Genomic DNA, 15,159 nt, shown 5'->3' on the forward strand with positions numbered 1-15,159 from the left:
GGGGTCACAACGAGGTCAGCGGCTTGAACTCCCACGGCTCGTCGTCGTCTTCGCGGCCCCCGCGGCTCCCCCGGCCTTCGCGGCTCCGCCGTGCCGGAACCTCGCGGTCGGCGAGACCGGTGAACACCTCGGCGACATCGATCAGCCCGGCGACCTCGTCGGCGACGCCCGAGCCGTGCCGCCCGTCGATCTCTTCCAGCCCTTCGCGCAACACGGCGACCGCCGCGTTCCTGGCTCGGGCGCGCAACGTGCGGGCCAGCTCTTCCGACGTCTCGCCGGCACGTCTCGACTCAGTCATGGGCACACACTATCCGCCCGGGTCGGGCGAAAAGGCCCATTTCGCGCGGCGGCCCACGCGCCCCGCGGCCGAACGATCAGAACACCAGAACCGACTTGACGGTCTTCCCGGACGCGGCGGCGGCCTGGTTGATCTCCCCGAAGCGGTAGCGGCGCTGGATGCAGCCCAGTGGCGGCGCGCGGCGGCGGTAAGCGTCCGGAGGAGCGGGACGAACGCCTCCGGCTCGCTGTCGCCAAGGGTCACGCCGCGGATCGTGCGTCCCGGCAGCAGCCTCGGAACGTCGAAGCTGCCGCGGCTGCCGGTGCGGGGCGCGCCGACGACGGCGCAGCAGCCGCCGACGGCGAGAGCCCCGACGAGTTCGTCCAGCACCAGCACCACGCCCGTCGTCTGCGTAGGCTGCACGCGGAGCGGCAGATCCGACGGCCGGAGGGCGTAACGCCCCCGGCGTCGCGGCCTCCTGTCCCAATGCGTACCACTTCCCGACCGTCTACTTCGGAGCGCTGAAGGCGGGCCTCACCAGCCCAGAGGCGCTCTACACCTACGGGACCAGCGGCCCGCCGACCAGCAGTAGACGCTCGGCAACGACCACCACCACACCGTGGACAACCGCTCCGCCTCAGCCAAGGGAACGCTCGCGCAAACCGTCACTGGCGTCACCGCGTGGAACCCCACCGAGAAGGTCCTCCACCCTGGGATGCCTCGCGAGCTGAGCGTCTGCGACGAGGAGTCGCGCACCGGCCCGCGCACAGCCTGACCGCCGCCGCCGTCAGGCGAGGCCGGCCGCGCCGTCGATCAGTGTCCTGGCGAAGGCTTCGGCGTCTTCGAACGGGCGCGGGTCGTTGAGCGAGGTCGACAGGGCGCGAGCACCCTCGAACAGCACGGCGAGCCGCCGCCCCAGGGTTTCGGGGTCGTGCGCGCCCGCCTCGGTGGCTGTGGCGATCAGGCGTGCGGCCAGTTCGCGTTTGTGGCGCTCGACCACCGCCGCGGCTTCCGGCATCGTGCCGGCCGCTTCCACCGCAGTGTTGTGCAAGGGGCAGCCGCGCACGACCGTGGCCGAAGCCGGGCCGGCCGGGCGTTCGGCGAACAGTGCCAGGAGGCGCTCGCGCGCGCTGAGGTCGGTGCGCCCCAGTGCGGTCTCGGCCAGGAATTCGTCGTCGGACTCGATCGACTGCACGTAGGCGCTGACCAGGGCCTCTTTGCTCGGGAAGTGCTGGTAGAGCGTCCGGGTCGACACGTGCGCCACATCGGTCAGCTTCGCGATGCCGGTGGCGTGGATGCCGTCGCTCGTGAACAGCTCGGTCGCGGCGCGCAGGATGCGCTCGCGTGCACCGCGGCCGCCTTTGGGGGCGCTGACCGTCGTCTCGCTCGTTGCCATGCCGCAAGTATAGCGATCGTTGTACTTCTCTGGCGCAGCCTGCTACGGTCAAGTACAACGATCGATTTACTTCACCCCTGGAGAGGAAGCAACAACCCCATGTCCACTCAGAACATCGCCTCGGTTTCCCACGAGGTCGTCCGGTGGTCGATCGACACAGGAACGTCCTTCGAGGACTTCCGGGATCGCTACGAAGCAGCCGTGCCGGTACTGGACCTTGATCGGATGGCGCGGCACCGCGCCGAGCACGCGACCTGGGACACCGTGCTCGCCGCGGCGACGGAGAACGCGCCGCACGGCTTCATGCGGTTCTGGAGCACCGACGTCGGCGGGCTCATGCAGCTCGCGGGCAGTGCGGGATCCTGCGCTGCCTACCTGATGGGAAACCACACCATCGCGGAACGCATGTACCGGCACGACCCCGCGGTGATGCTCCACGCCCCGCTGCGAACGACCATCCACCAGGATCGGCAAGGAGTCACGCGGTTCTCCCTCGACCAGCCCAGCACCCTGTTCGCGAGCTTCGGGGTCCCGGAGATCGCGGCCGTCGGACGGGAACTGGACCGCAAGGTCGTCGATCTCCTCCGAGTGTTGGACGTTCCCGTTCTCCCGCAGCTGTGACGAATGTCCACCCAGAACCGACTAGACAGAGAGGTATTCATGCAGGACAGGGATATTTCCGTCGACAGCGTGCCGACGGCCGAGGAAACCGCGCTGGCCGGCCTCGGAGTGGCGGCAGCGGCCGCCGCAATCCGCCAGGGTGAGATCACGTCCGTGTCGTACTCGGCCGCGCTTCTGCGGCGCGCTCGGAAGTACTCGGACCTCAATTCGTTCATCACCGTGGACGAATCCGCGGTGCTGACCGCGGCCGCGGAGGCGGACAAAGCCCGCGCCGCGGGTTCCAGCGCGCCGCTGCTCGGCGTCCCGCTCGGAGTGAAAGACAGCTACCTGACGCGTGGTCTCCCCACGACAATCGGGCTGGACGGCCTGGCAAGTTTCACACCGGCCGAAGACGCCGATGTCGTGGGCGCGGTCAAGGATGCCGGTGGCATCGTGTTCGGCAAGAACAACCTCGTCGAGATGTCCTTCGGGCTGACCGGGCACAACAGACGTTACGGCCAGGTGAAGAACCCCTACGGCCACGACCGTGTTTCCGGCGGATCTTCGAGTGGCTCCGGAGCAGCCGTCGCGGCCCGGATCGTGCCCGCCGCGTTCGGGGGCGACACGGTCGGTTCGATCAGGGTGCCGGCGTCGCTGTCCGGAGTGGTGGGCTTCAAGCCGACCACGGGCCGATGGCTGCGCGGCGGGGTCGCGCCGATTTCGCACACGCTCGACACGCCGGGCGTCTTCGCCCGCAGCGTCGAGGATTGCGCGTTGATCGACCGAATCGTCACCGGGGAGACAGGTGCTCCCCCGTCCGATCGCGCCGATCTGAAAGGGGTGAGATTCGCTTACGCCCCCAGCCACTACCTGCAATTGATCGATCCGGAGACCGAAGCACAGTTCACGAGCGCACTGCACCGCCTGCGCGACGCCGGCGCCGAAGTCCGTGAAATCGATCTCGGCGACGACTTCTCGCCGCTGGCGGACCGGCTGACGTGGAACCTCTTCTTCCGCGAGACGCAGCAGTCCGTCTCCGAATTCCTTCTGCGCCACAACTTCCCGGTCTCGTTCGAGGACGTGTTCACCGAGCTCAAGCCGGAGCTCAAGGAAGTGTGGAGTCACCTGGTCTTGCCCAGCGGGCAAGGCTTCCTTCCTGATGAAGCCTACGAAACCACGCTCTCCGTCGACCGCCCGGAACTCCAGCGTCGGCTCGGCGAGGTGTATACCCGGAGCGGCTTCGACGCCCTGATCTTTCCCACGACGCCCTGCCCCGCCCCACTGATCGACGGTCGGCCGCGGGTCACGGTCGCGGACGAAGAGGTGGACGAGCTGGTCCTCGCGAGGAACACCGTCCCCACGAGCGGCGCGGGCCTGCCGGGCATCAGCATCCCCCTCGGGCTGACCGAAAACGGCCTGCCGATCGGCATCGAGATCGACGGCGCCCACGGTCGTGACCGCGAGCTGCTCGACCTGGCCCGTCGAGCACAGGACGTTTTGGGCACGGTGCCCGCTCCGGCGTGAAGACGTGTCGATCGGTTGCCCGGACACAGCAAAGCCACGCCGGGGCTACTCGGCAAAGAGATCACCGCTGAGGTACTTGAGCCCCGTATCGACGGCGACGGTCACCACGCTGTGCCCGGGCCCCAGCTCCCGCGCGAGCTTGATCGCGCCCGAGACGTTCACCGCGGACGAAGTACCGGCGAACAGCCCTTCACGCCTTGCCAGCCGCAACGCGAGATCGCGCGCCTCGTCTTCGTCGACGGCCCTCGCCTCATCGAAGACAGCCGAGGTGAGCAACGGCGGAACCATGCCCGTACCGATCCCTTCGACCCGGTGCGGACCACCGTGTCCCGCCGTGAGCATGGGCGAGCTCGCCGGCTCGAGCGCGACAAACCGCGTCGCAAGGTGATCCGCGCGAAATGCGGCACTGACCCCGGCCAGCATGCCGCCGGTCCCGACGCCGGCGCAGAAAGCATCCGCGGTCACACCCCCGGCTCGTGCCTGCTCGAGGATTTCACGGCCCATCCGCTCGTAGCCCGCCAGAGCGTCCGCGTTGCGGAACTGATCTGTCCAGAAGGCGCCCTCTCGCGCGACGATGCGGTCAACCTCCTCACGCATCCGGTCGAACAGCGAAGGCGTGATCCGCCCGCCCTGGCTCGGGACCACGGTCAGGTCGGCGCCCAACGCTCGCATGGTGCTCAGCTTCTCCGGCGCGAAGGCATCCGAAGTCACAATGGACAGCGGATACCCTTTGACAGCACAAATGAACGCCAGGGAAGAGCCTGTGCTGCCACCGGTGTACTCCACAACCCGCCGGCCGCGCTGAAGCACACCGGCGCGCTCGGCTCCTTCGATCATGGCCAGCGCCATCCGGTCCTTGTAACTTCCCGTGGGATTCCCGCCTTCGAGCTTCACCAGAACCTGCGCCGCCTCGCCGGACACGACCTGGGTGAGCCGCACCAGAGGGGTTCCTCCGATGGCGTCGAGCACTGACGAAGCGATCCCTGCTCGCATCATCGAACCCCTCTCCTGCCGTGCTCGCGCGCGGCGCGGGCTGACAACCCACCGATTGAACGCAGATCGTGGCGATCACCGAAACACGGCTCGGCCCTGAAGTCCACCGACGTTTCTTCACACACCCCCCGTCGCGATCGGACGGCTGGGCCTCGGTGTCTTCGGCGGACCGGACGACCAGCACACCCACCACACGCGAGCTCGGTCACCGCCTCCAGCGACGCGTCGAACCGGCGGCTCGGCACCACGCCGAAGAGCACGTCGACGTCGAAAGGGATCTTCTGCCGTTCGAAGGGCACCGGTGGTAAGGGTGATCGGTTCAAGCTTGCTCCCCGTCCATTCCGGATGGGGGCAGCCTGGTGGGTGGCGCTACAAGATCGCTACACGCGTCCCGGCGCGCGTGCGGTCGCCCTACCGGCCGTACACCGCGGCGGTGAAGCCGGCCTTGACCGCGAGAGTGATGAGGTCGTCGGCGTGCGTGGCGGGCAGGAGGACGAGGGGGTAGCAGTCCGACTCGATGTCGAGGACGGCCAGGGCCGTGCCGGTGGCGAGGAGCCGGTTTCCGGCCGCTTCGAGGAACTCGTACGTGGGCAGGTCGATCTCGGCCAGGGACTTCCAGAGCTCGTCGGCCGGCGGCGCGGAGCGCAGTGCGAGCAGCCGGCCGGCGATCTCGTCGGGGGCTTCCTTCCAGTCGACCTCGGCGAGCAGGCCGTGGTCGGTGAGGGCGTCGACCAGGGCGATCCACGGCAGGCCCTCGAAGGGTTCGTCGATGCCGCGCTCGTCGAGGCGGTCGGTGTGGTCACGCAGGTAGGCGCCGGGGTCGTCGTGGGCTGCCAGCGCTCGCTCGGTCACTTGCGGGGCGTTCGGCGCCACGAGGGTGGCGACGCCCGCGAGCGCGTCACGGGTCGGGCCGGTCATCGACGTCCTCCGCAAGGGCCGGGTGGTTCGACGCGAGGGATGATCGCACCTCGGCGTGGCCGGGTGCCGCCGAGCCCGGTGTATCGGTTGCGCTGGGCCAAGTCGCGACGAGGTAGAGGACGCCGAAGGGGTCGTCGAGGTAGTGGAGGTGTGGGATGGCGCGGCTGGGGAAGCGCCGCATGACCGCGCCCAGGGTGTGGAGGGCTGGGCGGCCCTGGGAGCGCAGGGCGTCGGCCAGGGTGGGGTCGAGGTGGGTCAGGGCGGTGGGGTCGTTCGTCTGCAACGCGTCCGTGATCGCGGTGTCGAAGGGGACGGCGCGCTCGTCGAGGTGGCCGGGGGCTTTGAGGGTGCGGCTGGCGCTGCCGTCGGCTAGGACGAGCAGCGCGGTGCGCCCCTGGGGACCGGCGAGGTCGGCGGCGAGGCGGTCGCAGTCGGCGGCGGTCGCGGTGCCGGGGACGGGGTGCCAGTCGAAGTCGCCGGGCAGGCCGGCTTCGGCCAGGAGGCGGCCGGCGATGCGGAGGCTCCAGGGCGGATCCTCCTCGGCCGGGTCGCCGCGGCCGACGACGTGGATGTGGTCAGGGCGCCACGACAGGAGGACGCTCAGGGCCTGGTGGCAGGCGGCGCGCAGGTCGGGGATCGGGTCCTGCCGGCCGGAGAGCTCGCGCAGGAGCAACGGCGGGTGGGGGCAGAGGACGGCACCGAGGAAGGTGTCCATCACGCCAACCCCCGCACGGTGCGGCTCGGGGCTCGCAGATTGAAGATCGCCGCGACCACGCCAAACAGCGTGTCCATCACGCCAACCCCCGCACGGTGCGGCTCGGGGCTCGCAGGCCCATGATCGTGGCGACCATGTCGAGGACCGCGCGGGTTTCCGGGACCTCGTGGACGCGGAAGACGCGCGCGCCGAGCCAGGCGCACACGGCGGTGGCGGCGAGGGTTCCGGTGAGGCGCTCTCCCACCGGCAAGTCGAGGGTTTCGCCGACGAAGTCCTTGTTGGACAGCGACACCAGCACTGGCCGGCCCACCGCGGCCAGCTCGCCGAGGCGCCGGGTGATCTCGAGGGAGTGCCAGGTGTTCTTGCCGAAGTCGTGGGCGGGGTCGAGGAGGATCCCCGCCGGGTCGACGCCGAGTTTCTCCGCGCGGTCGGCCAGCGCCGTCGTGTGCTCGATGACGTCGGCCATAACGTTGGGGTAGTCGACGCGGTGCGGGCGGGTCCGGGGGCGGGCGCCCCCGGTGTGGGTGCAGACCAGGCCGACGCCGGCCTGGGCGGTCACGGCGGCCAGGTCCGGGTCGTAGCCGCCCCAGGCGTCGTTGATCAGGTCCGCCCCGGCGGCGCAGGCTTCGCGTGCGACCTCCGCGCGCCAGGTGTCCACGCTGATGACGACGTCGGGGTGCTCGGCGCGCACGTTTCCGACGAAGTCGACGATCCGGCGGATCTCCTCGGCGACGGTGACCTCTTCGCCGGGCGCGGCCTTCACCCCGCCGATGTCGACGATCTCGGCGCCCTCAGCCACGACCTGGCGCACGCGGTCGTAGGCGGCCTGCTCTTCCCAGGTGGCTCCCTTGTCGTAGAAGGAATCCGGGGTCCGGTTGACGATCGCCATGGTGAGGAACTCGTCGCCCGTGAACTCGTGCCTTCCCAGCCGGATCGCCGGCGCGCGGTCAGCGAGCGGTGGCGCGGACATCGGAACCCAGCGCGTGGACGAACCCGTCCGGCACCACGACGTCCTCGCGACTGAGGTCGTGGACCGAGTGGTGGCCGAGGGCGAGCAGAGTGGAGTCGATGCCGTTGCGCAGGACGTCGAGCACGTTCTCGACGCCGGCCTGGCCGTTCGCGGCGAGGCCCCAGAGGTAGGCGCGGCCGATGAGCACGGCGCGGGCGCCGAGGGCGAGGGCCTTGACGACATCGCTGCCGCGGCGGATGCCGCCGTCGAGCAGGATTTCCACCTGCGAGCCGACGGCGTCGGCGATCGCGGGCAGGGCGCGGATGGTGGCGGGGGTGCCGTCGAGGTTGTTGCCGCCGTGGTTGGACACAGAGATCGCGCTGACGCCGGCGTCGACGGCGCGGCGGGCCTCGTCGACGCGGATGACGCCCTTGAGCAGGAACGGCCCGTCCCACTGCTCGCGCAGCCAGCGCACGTCGTCCCAGGTGGGTGGGGTGGTCTGCATCCACTGGCCGTAGGCGCCGAAGAAGGTGGGCGCGGCGCCGCCGGGCGGGGTCATGTTGGGCACGGACAGGTCGGGCAGCCGGCGGGTGCGGGCGTAGCTGTAGAGCCAGCGCGGGTGCCGCAGGCTTTCCGGCGCGAACCGGAGCAGTTCGCGCGGGGTGAGCTTGTCGGGGATGTGCGGACTGCCCCAGTCGCGGCTGTGCGAGAACGACCAGTCGAGGGTGAGAATGATGCCCACGGCTCCGGCCGCGCGGGCGCGGTCGAGCCGTTGGAGGATGTCGTCACGGGTGCCCGTCCAGTAGACCTGGAAGTAGGTGTTCGGGTTGGCGGCGACGACCTCCTCGATCGGCTTGCTGCCGAACGACGACAGGCCCATCGACGTGCCGCGCGCGGCGGCGGCGCGGGCGACCGCGACCTCGCCGTCGGGGTGGACCGCCTGCACGCCGGTAGGCGAGATCAGCACGGGCAGGGCGACGTCGCGGCCGAGCACGGTCGTGGCGAGTTCGCGTTGCGCGGAGTGCCCGGCGGTGCGCGGGGCGAAGCGCAGTTCGTCGAACGCGCCCAGGTTGTCCTGAAGGGTGAGGCCTTTTTCGGACCCGGCGAGGAGTGCCGAGTAGACGGAGCCGGGCAGGCGCTTTTTGGCCCTGCGCTGGGCTTCGGCGACGGATTCGAACCAGGTGCTGCTCATCGGTTTTCCTTGCGGTCGATGCGGAGAGGACGCCACGCGACGCGGGGACGCAGGGGCGCGGCGGTGCGGTGGGTGAGGCAGCCGGCCCAGACGCCGGCGCCGTAGGCGAGGTCGTCGGCGACCGCGGCGGCGCTGTAGCGCACCGGGTCGAGGTCGGGGCGGCGGGTGAGCCAGCCCGCGAGGGGCGGGCCGAGGAGCAGGGACGCGGCGGCGAGGCGGTGACGACCGCCGGCGAGCAGCACGGCGGCCAGGGCCGGCGCGGCGTACTGCGTGGTGTAGCGGCCGGCGCCGAGCCAGGTCTGGTGGACCGCGGTGGCCATGGCGCGGGTGACGCCGTCGGTGGGAATGTCGCCCTGCTGAAGGGTTTTGCGCATGCTCAGCACCGCCCCGGCGAATCCGGCGGCGGCGACGAGTGGCTTCCCGGTGAGGAGGCCGGCGACCGTCAGTGTGGGCCAGGGGTGCAGGACGAGCGGTGCCATCGCGTCGGGGTGCCGTCGGGTCAGCGGTGCGGCGGAGGTGCCGTAGCGGAAGCGGCGGGACAGCAGTCCGCGCCAGGTGATGGGTTCTTCGTGATCGACGAGGACGGACGGGTCGTAGCGCACACGCCGGCCGGCGGCGTGCAGTCGCCAGACCAGGTCGACGTCCTCACCGACCCGCATCGCGGGGTCGAACACCGCTCCGCCCTGGGCCACCGCCTCCAGAGCCGAGCGGCGGGCCACGAGTGCGGCGGTCGGGACGTAGGACACCCGGGTTCCCGGCGCGACGCGCGCCTGCTGGTCGCCGAGGTCGAGACTGCCGGCGGCGCGGGTGTAGCGGCCCGCCGTGGTGCCGGGCGCGAGCGGGCGGATCCGCGGCGCCACCGCGGCGAGCAGCGGGTCGGTGAAGTGGGCCGCGAGCCGGTCTGTCCATTCGGGACGGGGGACGCAGTCGCTGTCGAGAAAGGCGACGAGCTCGGTGGTGACGTGGCCGAGCGCCGTGTTGCGCGCGGCGGCGGGACCGCCGTTGGCGTCGCGGCGCACCAGCTTCGCCCCGTGCGCGGCCGCCACGGCGGCGATCGCGCCCGGGTCGGTGGAGGCGTCGTCGACGACCAGGACGGGGTGCGCTCCGTCGAGCCCGGCCAGGCACCGAGCGAGCTCGTCCGCGCGCTCGTGCACCGGGACGACGATCGTGAGGTCCGGCGGCTCGCTCAGGGGCGGCGGCACGGGGTGGGCGAGCCCGGCGTCGGTGAACCGGCGCGCCAGTGCACCGGTCGCCGGTGAGTCGACCGGGCCGTTTTCGAGCGTGCGCCACGCTTTCTTCCCGGCGGCGGTCAGGCGCAGCACACGGGCCGGGGCGCCACCGAACCACAGGGCGTCGGTGAGCTGCTTGGCGCCGGGATCGAGGACGACACGGAAGCCGTGCGGTAGAGGCTCAGTCACAGGGCCAGACCTCCGTTCGCAGCCGGGAAGTCCCCGAACCACAAGGCCTCGATGAGCAGTCTCGTCCTCGGATCGAGAACGACACGAAAACCGCGCGGCGAAGACTCCATCACAGCGCCAGCCCTCCAACCACAGCCGGCGAGTCACCGAACCACGGCGAATCGACAAGCTGCTTCACGCCCCGGCCGAAGACAACGCGAAAGCCGTGCGGCAAAGGCTCAGTCACAGCGCCAAACCTCCGTCCACGGGCACGACCGAGCCCGTCATCCCGCTGCTGCCCGGACCGGCGAGGAACGCCAGCACGGCGGCGACCTCGTCCGGGTCCAGCAGCCGGTCCATCGGCTGCTGAGTGGCGAACGCGGCGGCCGCGGGCAGGTCGTAGAGCCGGGCGCTTTCGGCCAGGATCGGGGTATCGGTGGAGCCCGGGCTGACGGCGTTGGCGGTCACCCCGGTGTCGCCCAGTTCCACGCCGAGCGCGTGGACGAGCCCGGCGACACCGGCCTTGGCGGCGCAGTACGCCGCGAGCATGGGCAGCCCCCGCGTCGCCGCGGCGGAGGCCACGGCCAGGAACCGGCCGGAGCGCGGCGCCGGGCGGCGCAGCATCGCCGGGATCGCGGCGCGCGCGAGGTTCACGACGCCCCGGAGGTCGATGTCGAGCACGGCGTCTTCCTGCTCCTCAGGAACTTCCCACAGCGGAACGCCACCGGCGATCACCCCCGCCGCCGCGATGGCCGCGTCGAGGCCGCCCCAGCGTTCTTCGGCTTCGGCGACGGCGGTGGCGAGCGCGGCCCGGTCCCGGACGTCCAAGACGCGCGCGACGACGTTCGGGTGTTCGGCCACAGTGGACAGTTCGCCGAGGGTGCCCATCCCGTAGGGCAAAGCCGGATCGTCGGCGGCGAGGTCGACGGCCAGAACGGCCCAGCCGTCCGAAGCCAGCCGCCGGGTGGTCGCCGCGCCGATGCCGCGCGCGGCGCCGGTGACGAGGGCGACGCAGGCGCTCACGAGGCCACCACCGGAAGCCAGGCCTCGACGTGCGCGAGGAGCTGAGCGGTCAACGTATCCAGCAGCGCGTGACCTTCGGCCGCCGTGGCTCGGGTCGGGTCGCCGAGGACGCCGGTGTCCGTGACGGCCCGCACGCCCCCGGATCGCAGCAGCGGCAGCACTTCACTCAGCGGACGCCGGTCTCCCGCGACGGCCCGGTCCATGCGCACCGCGGCCGGCCGCAAGGCGAGCTGCAGAGCGGTCTCCGGAGCACCGGCGTGGGGCTCGCCGCTCCAGCGGGGCTGGAAGACGGAGACGTCGCGGGATTCCGACCTGAGCGTGGCGACGGCCCGGGCGACCGGTTCGGCGTTGCCGCCGTGCGCGGACACGAGCAGTACCCGGCCGAACGTCTCCGTGGCCGACCGGCCCAGTTCGACCAGGAGCAACTCGGTCGCGGCCTGCCCGATGGACAGCGTGCCGGCGAAACCGGCGTGTTCGCCGCTGGAGCCGTACGCGACCGCGGGCGCGATCACGACCTCGGGCCGCGCCACCGCGAGCGCGTCGCACAGCGCGAGGGCGATGTCCGTGTCCGTGGACAACGGCAGGTGGGGACCGTGCTGCTCGGTCGCGCCGATCGGTACCGCAAGGACAGCGCCCGCCGCGGCGCGGCGCGCGACCTCCGGGAACGGCAAGTCGGACAAGTGCATCTCAGTGCCCGAACCCGGCCAGCGGGCTCTCGTCGCAGGCGCGCTCAGGCGGGCGCCGCAGGCCGATGGTGACGGGCACCGGGCCGGTGCGGCGCCGAGAGGGAGCGCCGCGGTGCGAGTGGTCCAGCGACGGCTTCGGCGCGCTGCCCGGCGCGACCCCGGCCAGCGCCAGTTCTCCTTGTCCCCGCACGCATTCCGGGTCGGGGCCGTCGAGCGGCAGGCCGGTGAAGAACTTCGCCGCCATGCAGCCGCCGCGGCAGGAGTCGTAGGCGGAGCACGACGTGCACGCGCCCCCGGTCTGCGGACTGCGCAGCTCGGTGAACAGCTCCGAATCCCGCCACACGGGCGCGAACCCGCCGTCGGAGCGGATGTTGCCGGCGAGGAACGTGTCGTGGATGGCGAACGGGCAGGCGTAGACGTCACCGACCGGGTCGATCAGGCACACCACACGCCCGGCGCCGCACAGGTTCAGCCCCGGCAGGCCGCCGTCGCCGTAACCGGCGAGGTGGAAGAACGAGTCGCCGGTGAGCACGTTGTCGCCGTTCGCGACAAGCCAGTCGTAGAGCTCACGCTGCTGGGCGGCCGTCGGGTGCAGCTCGTCCCAGACGTCCGCGCCACGCCCCGAAGGACGCAGCCGGGTCAAGCGCAGCTGGGCACCGTAGCGGTCGGCGATGGCCTTGAACGCATCCAGCTGCCCGGCGTTCTGCCGGGTGACCGCCACGGACACCTTGAAGTCCGCGAAACCCGCGTCCCGCAAGCGTTCCATGGCCCGCACCGCAGTGCGGTAGGAGCCCGGACCGCGCACGGCGTCGTTCACTTCCTCGGTGGCGCCGTCGAGGGAGATCTGCACGTCGACGTAGTCGCTCGCGGCGAGCTTGCGCGCCACCTCATCGGTGATCTTGATGCCGTTGGTCGAGAACTTCACGCCCACGTGGTGCTCGGTCGCGTAGTCGACCAGCTCCCAGAAATCGGGCCGCACCGTCGGCTCACCGCCGCCGATGTTGACGTAGAAGACCTGCATCCGCTCGAACTCGTCGATCAGCGCCTTGCACTCGGCCGTGCTCAGCTCGCGCGGGTCCCGCCGCCCGGACGAGGACAGGCAATGCACGCACGAGAGGTTGCACGCGTAGGTCAGCTCCCACGTCAGGCAGATCGGCGCGTCGAGCCCGTACTGGAACTCCTCGACCAGCGACATCACACACTCCTCGGGCGGATCATCCGCGACGCGGCCAGCGTGGCCAGCGCGCCGCGGTAATGGGGCAGCTCGGCCGGGGCCACGCCGGCTTCCGCGCAGGCCGCGCGGGCGGTCGCCTGCTCCGGCAGGGCTCGCACCACGGCCAGCAGCGTCGGGTTCTTCAGGAAGGACAGGCGGCGCGTGCCGAAGTGGTACAGCAGCGCGCCGAACCGCTCGGGCCGGACGGACACCTGGGCATCGAGCTCCCAGGCGCCGTCCAGCTCGAACGGCGCGGGGTCAGTAGACACCGCACATTCCGTCGATCGAGACCTCTTCGACCAGCAGGTCTTCGGCCACATCCGTGGCCTCGACCTCGGCGGTGGTGTCGTCCATCAGGACCTCCTTCGATTTTCGTCACCTCGCGACGAATATCAGGGAGAGTAACGTCACCGCGTGACGAAAGACAAGACTCCCGACGAACGGTCACCCGATGAGCACTGACGCCCCCGCCCCTCGCGCCTCCCGCCGCGGCCGACCGCCGGGCACGAGCGCCCGCGAGCTCGAGGTCATCGCCCTCAAGCTGTTCACCGAGCAGGGTTTCCACGAGACCACGGTCGAGGAGATCGCGTCCGCGGCCGGCGTCACCAAGCGCACGTTCTTCCGCTACTACGACACCAAAGCCGACGTGCTGTGGAACGAGTTCGACCACGAGGTGGCCACGATCCGGTCGCTGCTCGCCGCGGTGTCCGAAGACCTGACCGTCATGGAAGCCGTGCTCCGCGCCGTGCTCGAGGCCAATCACTACAGCGCCGAGGACGTGCCGGAGCTGCGCAAGCGGATGAGCCTGATCAGCACCGTCCCCGACCTCGCCGCCAGCGCCACCATCCACTACGACGCCTGGGAACGCGCCGTCGCCGATTTCGTCGCCCGGCGCACCGGCCAGCCCACGGACTCCCTCTACCCGCTCACCGTCGGCCGCTCGGTTCTCGCCACCTGCCGAGCCGCCTACGAGCGCTGGTCCGCGCGCGCCGACGCCGACCTCACGGTGTACCTGGAGGCCGCCCTGAAAGCCCTGGCCGCGGGATTCGCCGACCCTGTGCTGACCACCGAGCCCGATCCCCCGGCCGAGCGCGTGTGAGGCGTGCCGAATCTGCCCCGACACCAGCGGAAACACCCCTATACTCGGCGCCTGTGATCGACGTCCGACCGCCGGCGCCGGAACGAGCTCGGACGTTCCTGGACGACCGGAGACCCCCGACGCCCTGCCTCGTGATCGATCTCGACGCGGTGCGGGAAAGCCATGGCCGGCTTCGCGAGGCGCTGCCCGACGCGCGGATGTACTACGCGGTGAAGGCGAACCCGGCGCCGGAGATCGTGCGGTTGCTCGTCCGGGCCGGCGCGGGCTTCGACGTCGCCGGCCGTGAGGAGATCGAGCTCTGCCTCGCCCAGGGCGCGCGTCCCGAGCTGATCTCGTACGGCAACACCGTGAAGAAGGCCCGGGACATCGCGTTCGCGTTCCGGGCCGGGGTTCGGCGGTTCACGTTCGACAGCGCCGAGGACCTCGCCAACCTCGCCGAGCACGCGCCCGGGTCGACGGTGTCGTGCCGCGTGCTCGTGGACAGCTCCGGCTCGCAGACCCCGTTCGGCCAGAAGTTCGGCTGCGCCCCGGAGATGGCGGTGGACCTCCTCACGCGGGCCGCCGCCCTGGGGCTGGACCCGGAAGGCGTCGCGTTCCACGTCGGCTCGCAGCACCTCGACCCGCGGGCGTGGGAGGCCGGGGTCGCCACCGCAGCGAGAGTGACGCGCGAGGTGGCGGAGCGCGGTGTGGCGTTGCGCGGCTTGAACATCGGCGGCGGGCTGCCGGGCCGGTACACGACCACGCCCCCGCCGCTCGCCGAGTACGCGGCCGCCATCCAGGCTTCGATCGCGCGGCACTTCCCCGTCGCGCCGGACCTCGCGTTCGAGCCCGGCCGGGCGGTGGTGGCTGACGCCGGGGTGATCCGCAGCGAGGTAGTGCTGGTGTCGCGCAAGTCCGTGACGGACGAAAAGCGCTGGGTGTACCTGGACATCGGCCGGTACGGCGGGCTGGCCGAGACCGAGAACGAGGCCATCGCCTACCGCCTGGAGACCGCGCGCGACGGAACTCCCGACGGCCCGGTCGTGGTCGCCGGCCCCACGTGCGACGGTGACGACGTGCTCTACCTTCGCACTCCGTACCGCCTGCCGCTCGGGTTGGCGGCCGGTGACCACGTCGACATCCTGAGCGCGGGCGCCTACACGCAGAGCTACTCGTCGGTGTCGTTCAACGGATTCCC

General features: G+C 71.2%; 16 protein-coding genes and 1 pseudogene. 4 read left to right on the forward strand and 13 right to left on the reverse strand.

Annotation, left to right across the window (positions count from 1 at the left end; translation table 11 throughout):
* Positions 1-4: 4 nt before the first annotated feature.
* Together AB0383_RS04170 and AB0383_RS04175 are read right to left on the reverse strand one after the other, a co-directional pair.
* Positions 5-298 carry a hypothetical protein gene (locus AB0383_RS04170; RefSeq protein ID WP_364176319.1) on the reverse strand — a complete coding sequence of 98 codons (294 nt, stop codon included), beginning with the start codon at positions 296-298 and terminating at the stop codon, positions 5-7.
* 766 nt (positions 299-1,064) lie between these two features.
* Positions 1,065-1,673 (reverse strand): TetR/AcrR family transcriptional regulator, encoded by a 609-nt coding sequence (locus tag AB0383_RS04175; protein WP_366185098.1) that lies wholly within the window; start codon positions 1,671-1,673, stop codon positions 1,065-1,067.
* 99 nt (positions 1,674-1,772) lie between these two features.
* On the opposite strand from AB0383_RS04175, the gene AB0383_RS04180 reads away from it, so the two are divergent.
* On the forward strand, positions 1,773-2,294 hold the full coding sequence (locus AB0383_RS04180; protein ID WP_366185100.1) for a DUF302 domain-containing protein: 522 nt from the start codon (positions 1,773-1,775) through the stop codon (positions 2,292-2,294).
* 3 nt (positions 2,295-2,297) lie between these two features.
* Positions 2,298-3,797, forward strand: a complete 1,500-nt coding sequence (locus tag AB0383_RS04185) for an amidase family protein (protein WP_366185102.1) — start codon at positions 2,298-2,300, stop codon at positions 3,795-3,797.
* 45 nt (positions 3,798-3,842) lie between these two features.
* Here the strand turns inward: AB0383_RS04185 and AB0383_RS04190 are convergent, their stop codons facing one another.
* From AB0383_RS04190 to mftA, 11 genes are all read right to left on the reverse strand, one after another.
* Positions 3,843-4,766, reverse strand: a complete 924-nt coding sequence (locus tag AB0383_RS04190) for a cysteine synthase family protein (RefSeq protein WP_366185104.1) — start codon at positions 4,764-4,766, stop codon at positions 3,843-3,845.
* A gap of 435 nt (positions 4,767-5,201) precedes the next feature.
* Positions 5,202-5,708, reverse strand: a complete 507-nt coding sequence (locus tag AB0383_RS04195; protein WP_366185106.1) for a DUF6630 family protein — start codon at positions 5,706-5,708, stop codon at positions 5,202-5,204.
* On the reverse strand, positions 5,689-6,423 hold the full coding sequence (locus tag AB0383_RS04200) for a hypothetical protein (protein WP_366185108.1): 735 nt from the start codon (positions 6,421-6,423) through the stop codon (positions 5,689-5,691). The genes AB0383_RS04195 and AB0383_RS04200 overlap by 20 nt, the downstream gene beginning before the upstream one ends.
* Positions 6,424-6,499: 76 nt before the next feature.
* Positions 6,500-7,312, reverse strand: a complete 813-nt coding sequence (folP, locus tag AB0383_RS04205) for a dihydropteroate synthase (protein ID WP_366185511.1) — start codon at positions 7,310-7,312, stop codon at positions 6,500-6,502.
* A gap of 58 nt (positions 7,313-7,370) precedes the next feature.
* Positions 7,371-8,564 carry a pre-mycofactocin synthase MftD gene (mftD, locus tag AB0383_RS04210; protein WP_366185110.1) on the reverse strand — a complete coding sequence of 398 codons (1,194 nt, stop codon included), beginning with the start codon at positions 8,562-8,564 and terminating at the stop codon, positions 7,371-7,373.
* Positions 8,561-9,982, reverse strand: a complete 1,422-nt coding sequence (gene mftF / locus AB0383_RS04215) for a mycofactocin biosynthesis glycosyltransferase MftF (RefSeq protein WP_366185112.1) — start codon at positions 9,980-9,982, stop codon at positions 8,561-8,563. Before mftF ends, mftD begins: the two co-directional genes overlap by 4 nt.
* Before the next feature lie 222 nt (positions 9,983-10,204).
* Entirely contained in the window at positions 10,205-10,984 is a 780-nt protein-coding gene (locus tag AB0383_RS04220; protein ID WP_366185114.1) for a mycofactocin-coupled SDR family oxidoreductase, read from the reverse strand.
* Positions 10,981-11,670 (reverse strand): mycofactocin biosynthesis peptidyl-dipeptidase MftE, encoded by a 690-nt coding sequence (gene mftE, locus AB0383_RS04225; protein ID WP_364176351.1) that lies wholly within the window; start codon positions 11,668-11,670, stop codon positions 10,981-10,983. The genes AB0383_RS04220 and mftE overlap by 4 nt, the downstream gene beginning before the upstream one ends.
* A 1-nt stretch (position 11,671) precedes the next feature.
* The gene (gene mftC, locus AB0383_RS04230; RefSeq protein WP_366185117.1) at positions 11,672-12,865 is read right to left on the reverse strand and encodes a mycofactocin radical SAM maturase; all 1,194 of its coding nucleotides are present in this window, start codon (positions 12,863-12,865) and stop codon (positions 11,672-11,674) included.
* On the reverse strand, positions 12,865-13,152 hold the full coding sequence (gene mftB / locus AB0383_RS04235; protein ID WP_366185119.1) for a mycofactocin biosynthesis chaperone MftB: 288 nt from the start codon (positions 13,150-13,152) through the stop codon (positions 12,865-12,867). Before mftB ends, mftC begins: the two co-directional genes overlap by 1 nt.
* Positions 13,142-13,237: a mycofactocin precursor MftA gene (gene mftA / locus AB0383_RS04240; RefSeq protein WP_220239654.1), complete on the reverse strand. Its 96-nt coding sequence runs from the start codon at positions 13,235-13,237 to the stop codon at positions 13,142-13,144. Before mftA ends, mftB begins: the two co-directional genes overlap by 11 nt.
* A 97-nt stretch (positions 13,238-13,334) precedes the next feature.
* Between mftA and mftR the strand changes: the two genes are divergently transcribed.
* Positions 13,335-13,982, forward strand: coding sequence for a mycofactocin system transcriptional regulator (gene mftR / locus AB0383_RS04245; RefSeq protein ID WP_366185122.1), 648 nt, complete (start codon positions 13,335-13,337; stop codon positions 13,980-13,982).
* 149 nt (positions 13,983-14,131) lie between these two features.
* Positions 14,132-15,103: pseudogene (locus AB0383_RS04250) on the forward strand (type III PLP-dependent enzyme); the annotation flags it as partial.
* Positions 15,104-15,159 lie beyond the last annotated feature (56 nt).

This window comes from Amycolatopsis sp. NPDC051373, assembly GCF_040689465.1.
In the GTDB taxonomy this organism is placed as follows: Bacteria; Actinomycetota; Actinomycetes; order Mycobacteriales; family Pseudonocardiaceae; genus Amycolatopsis.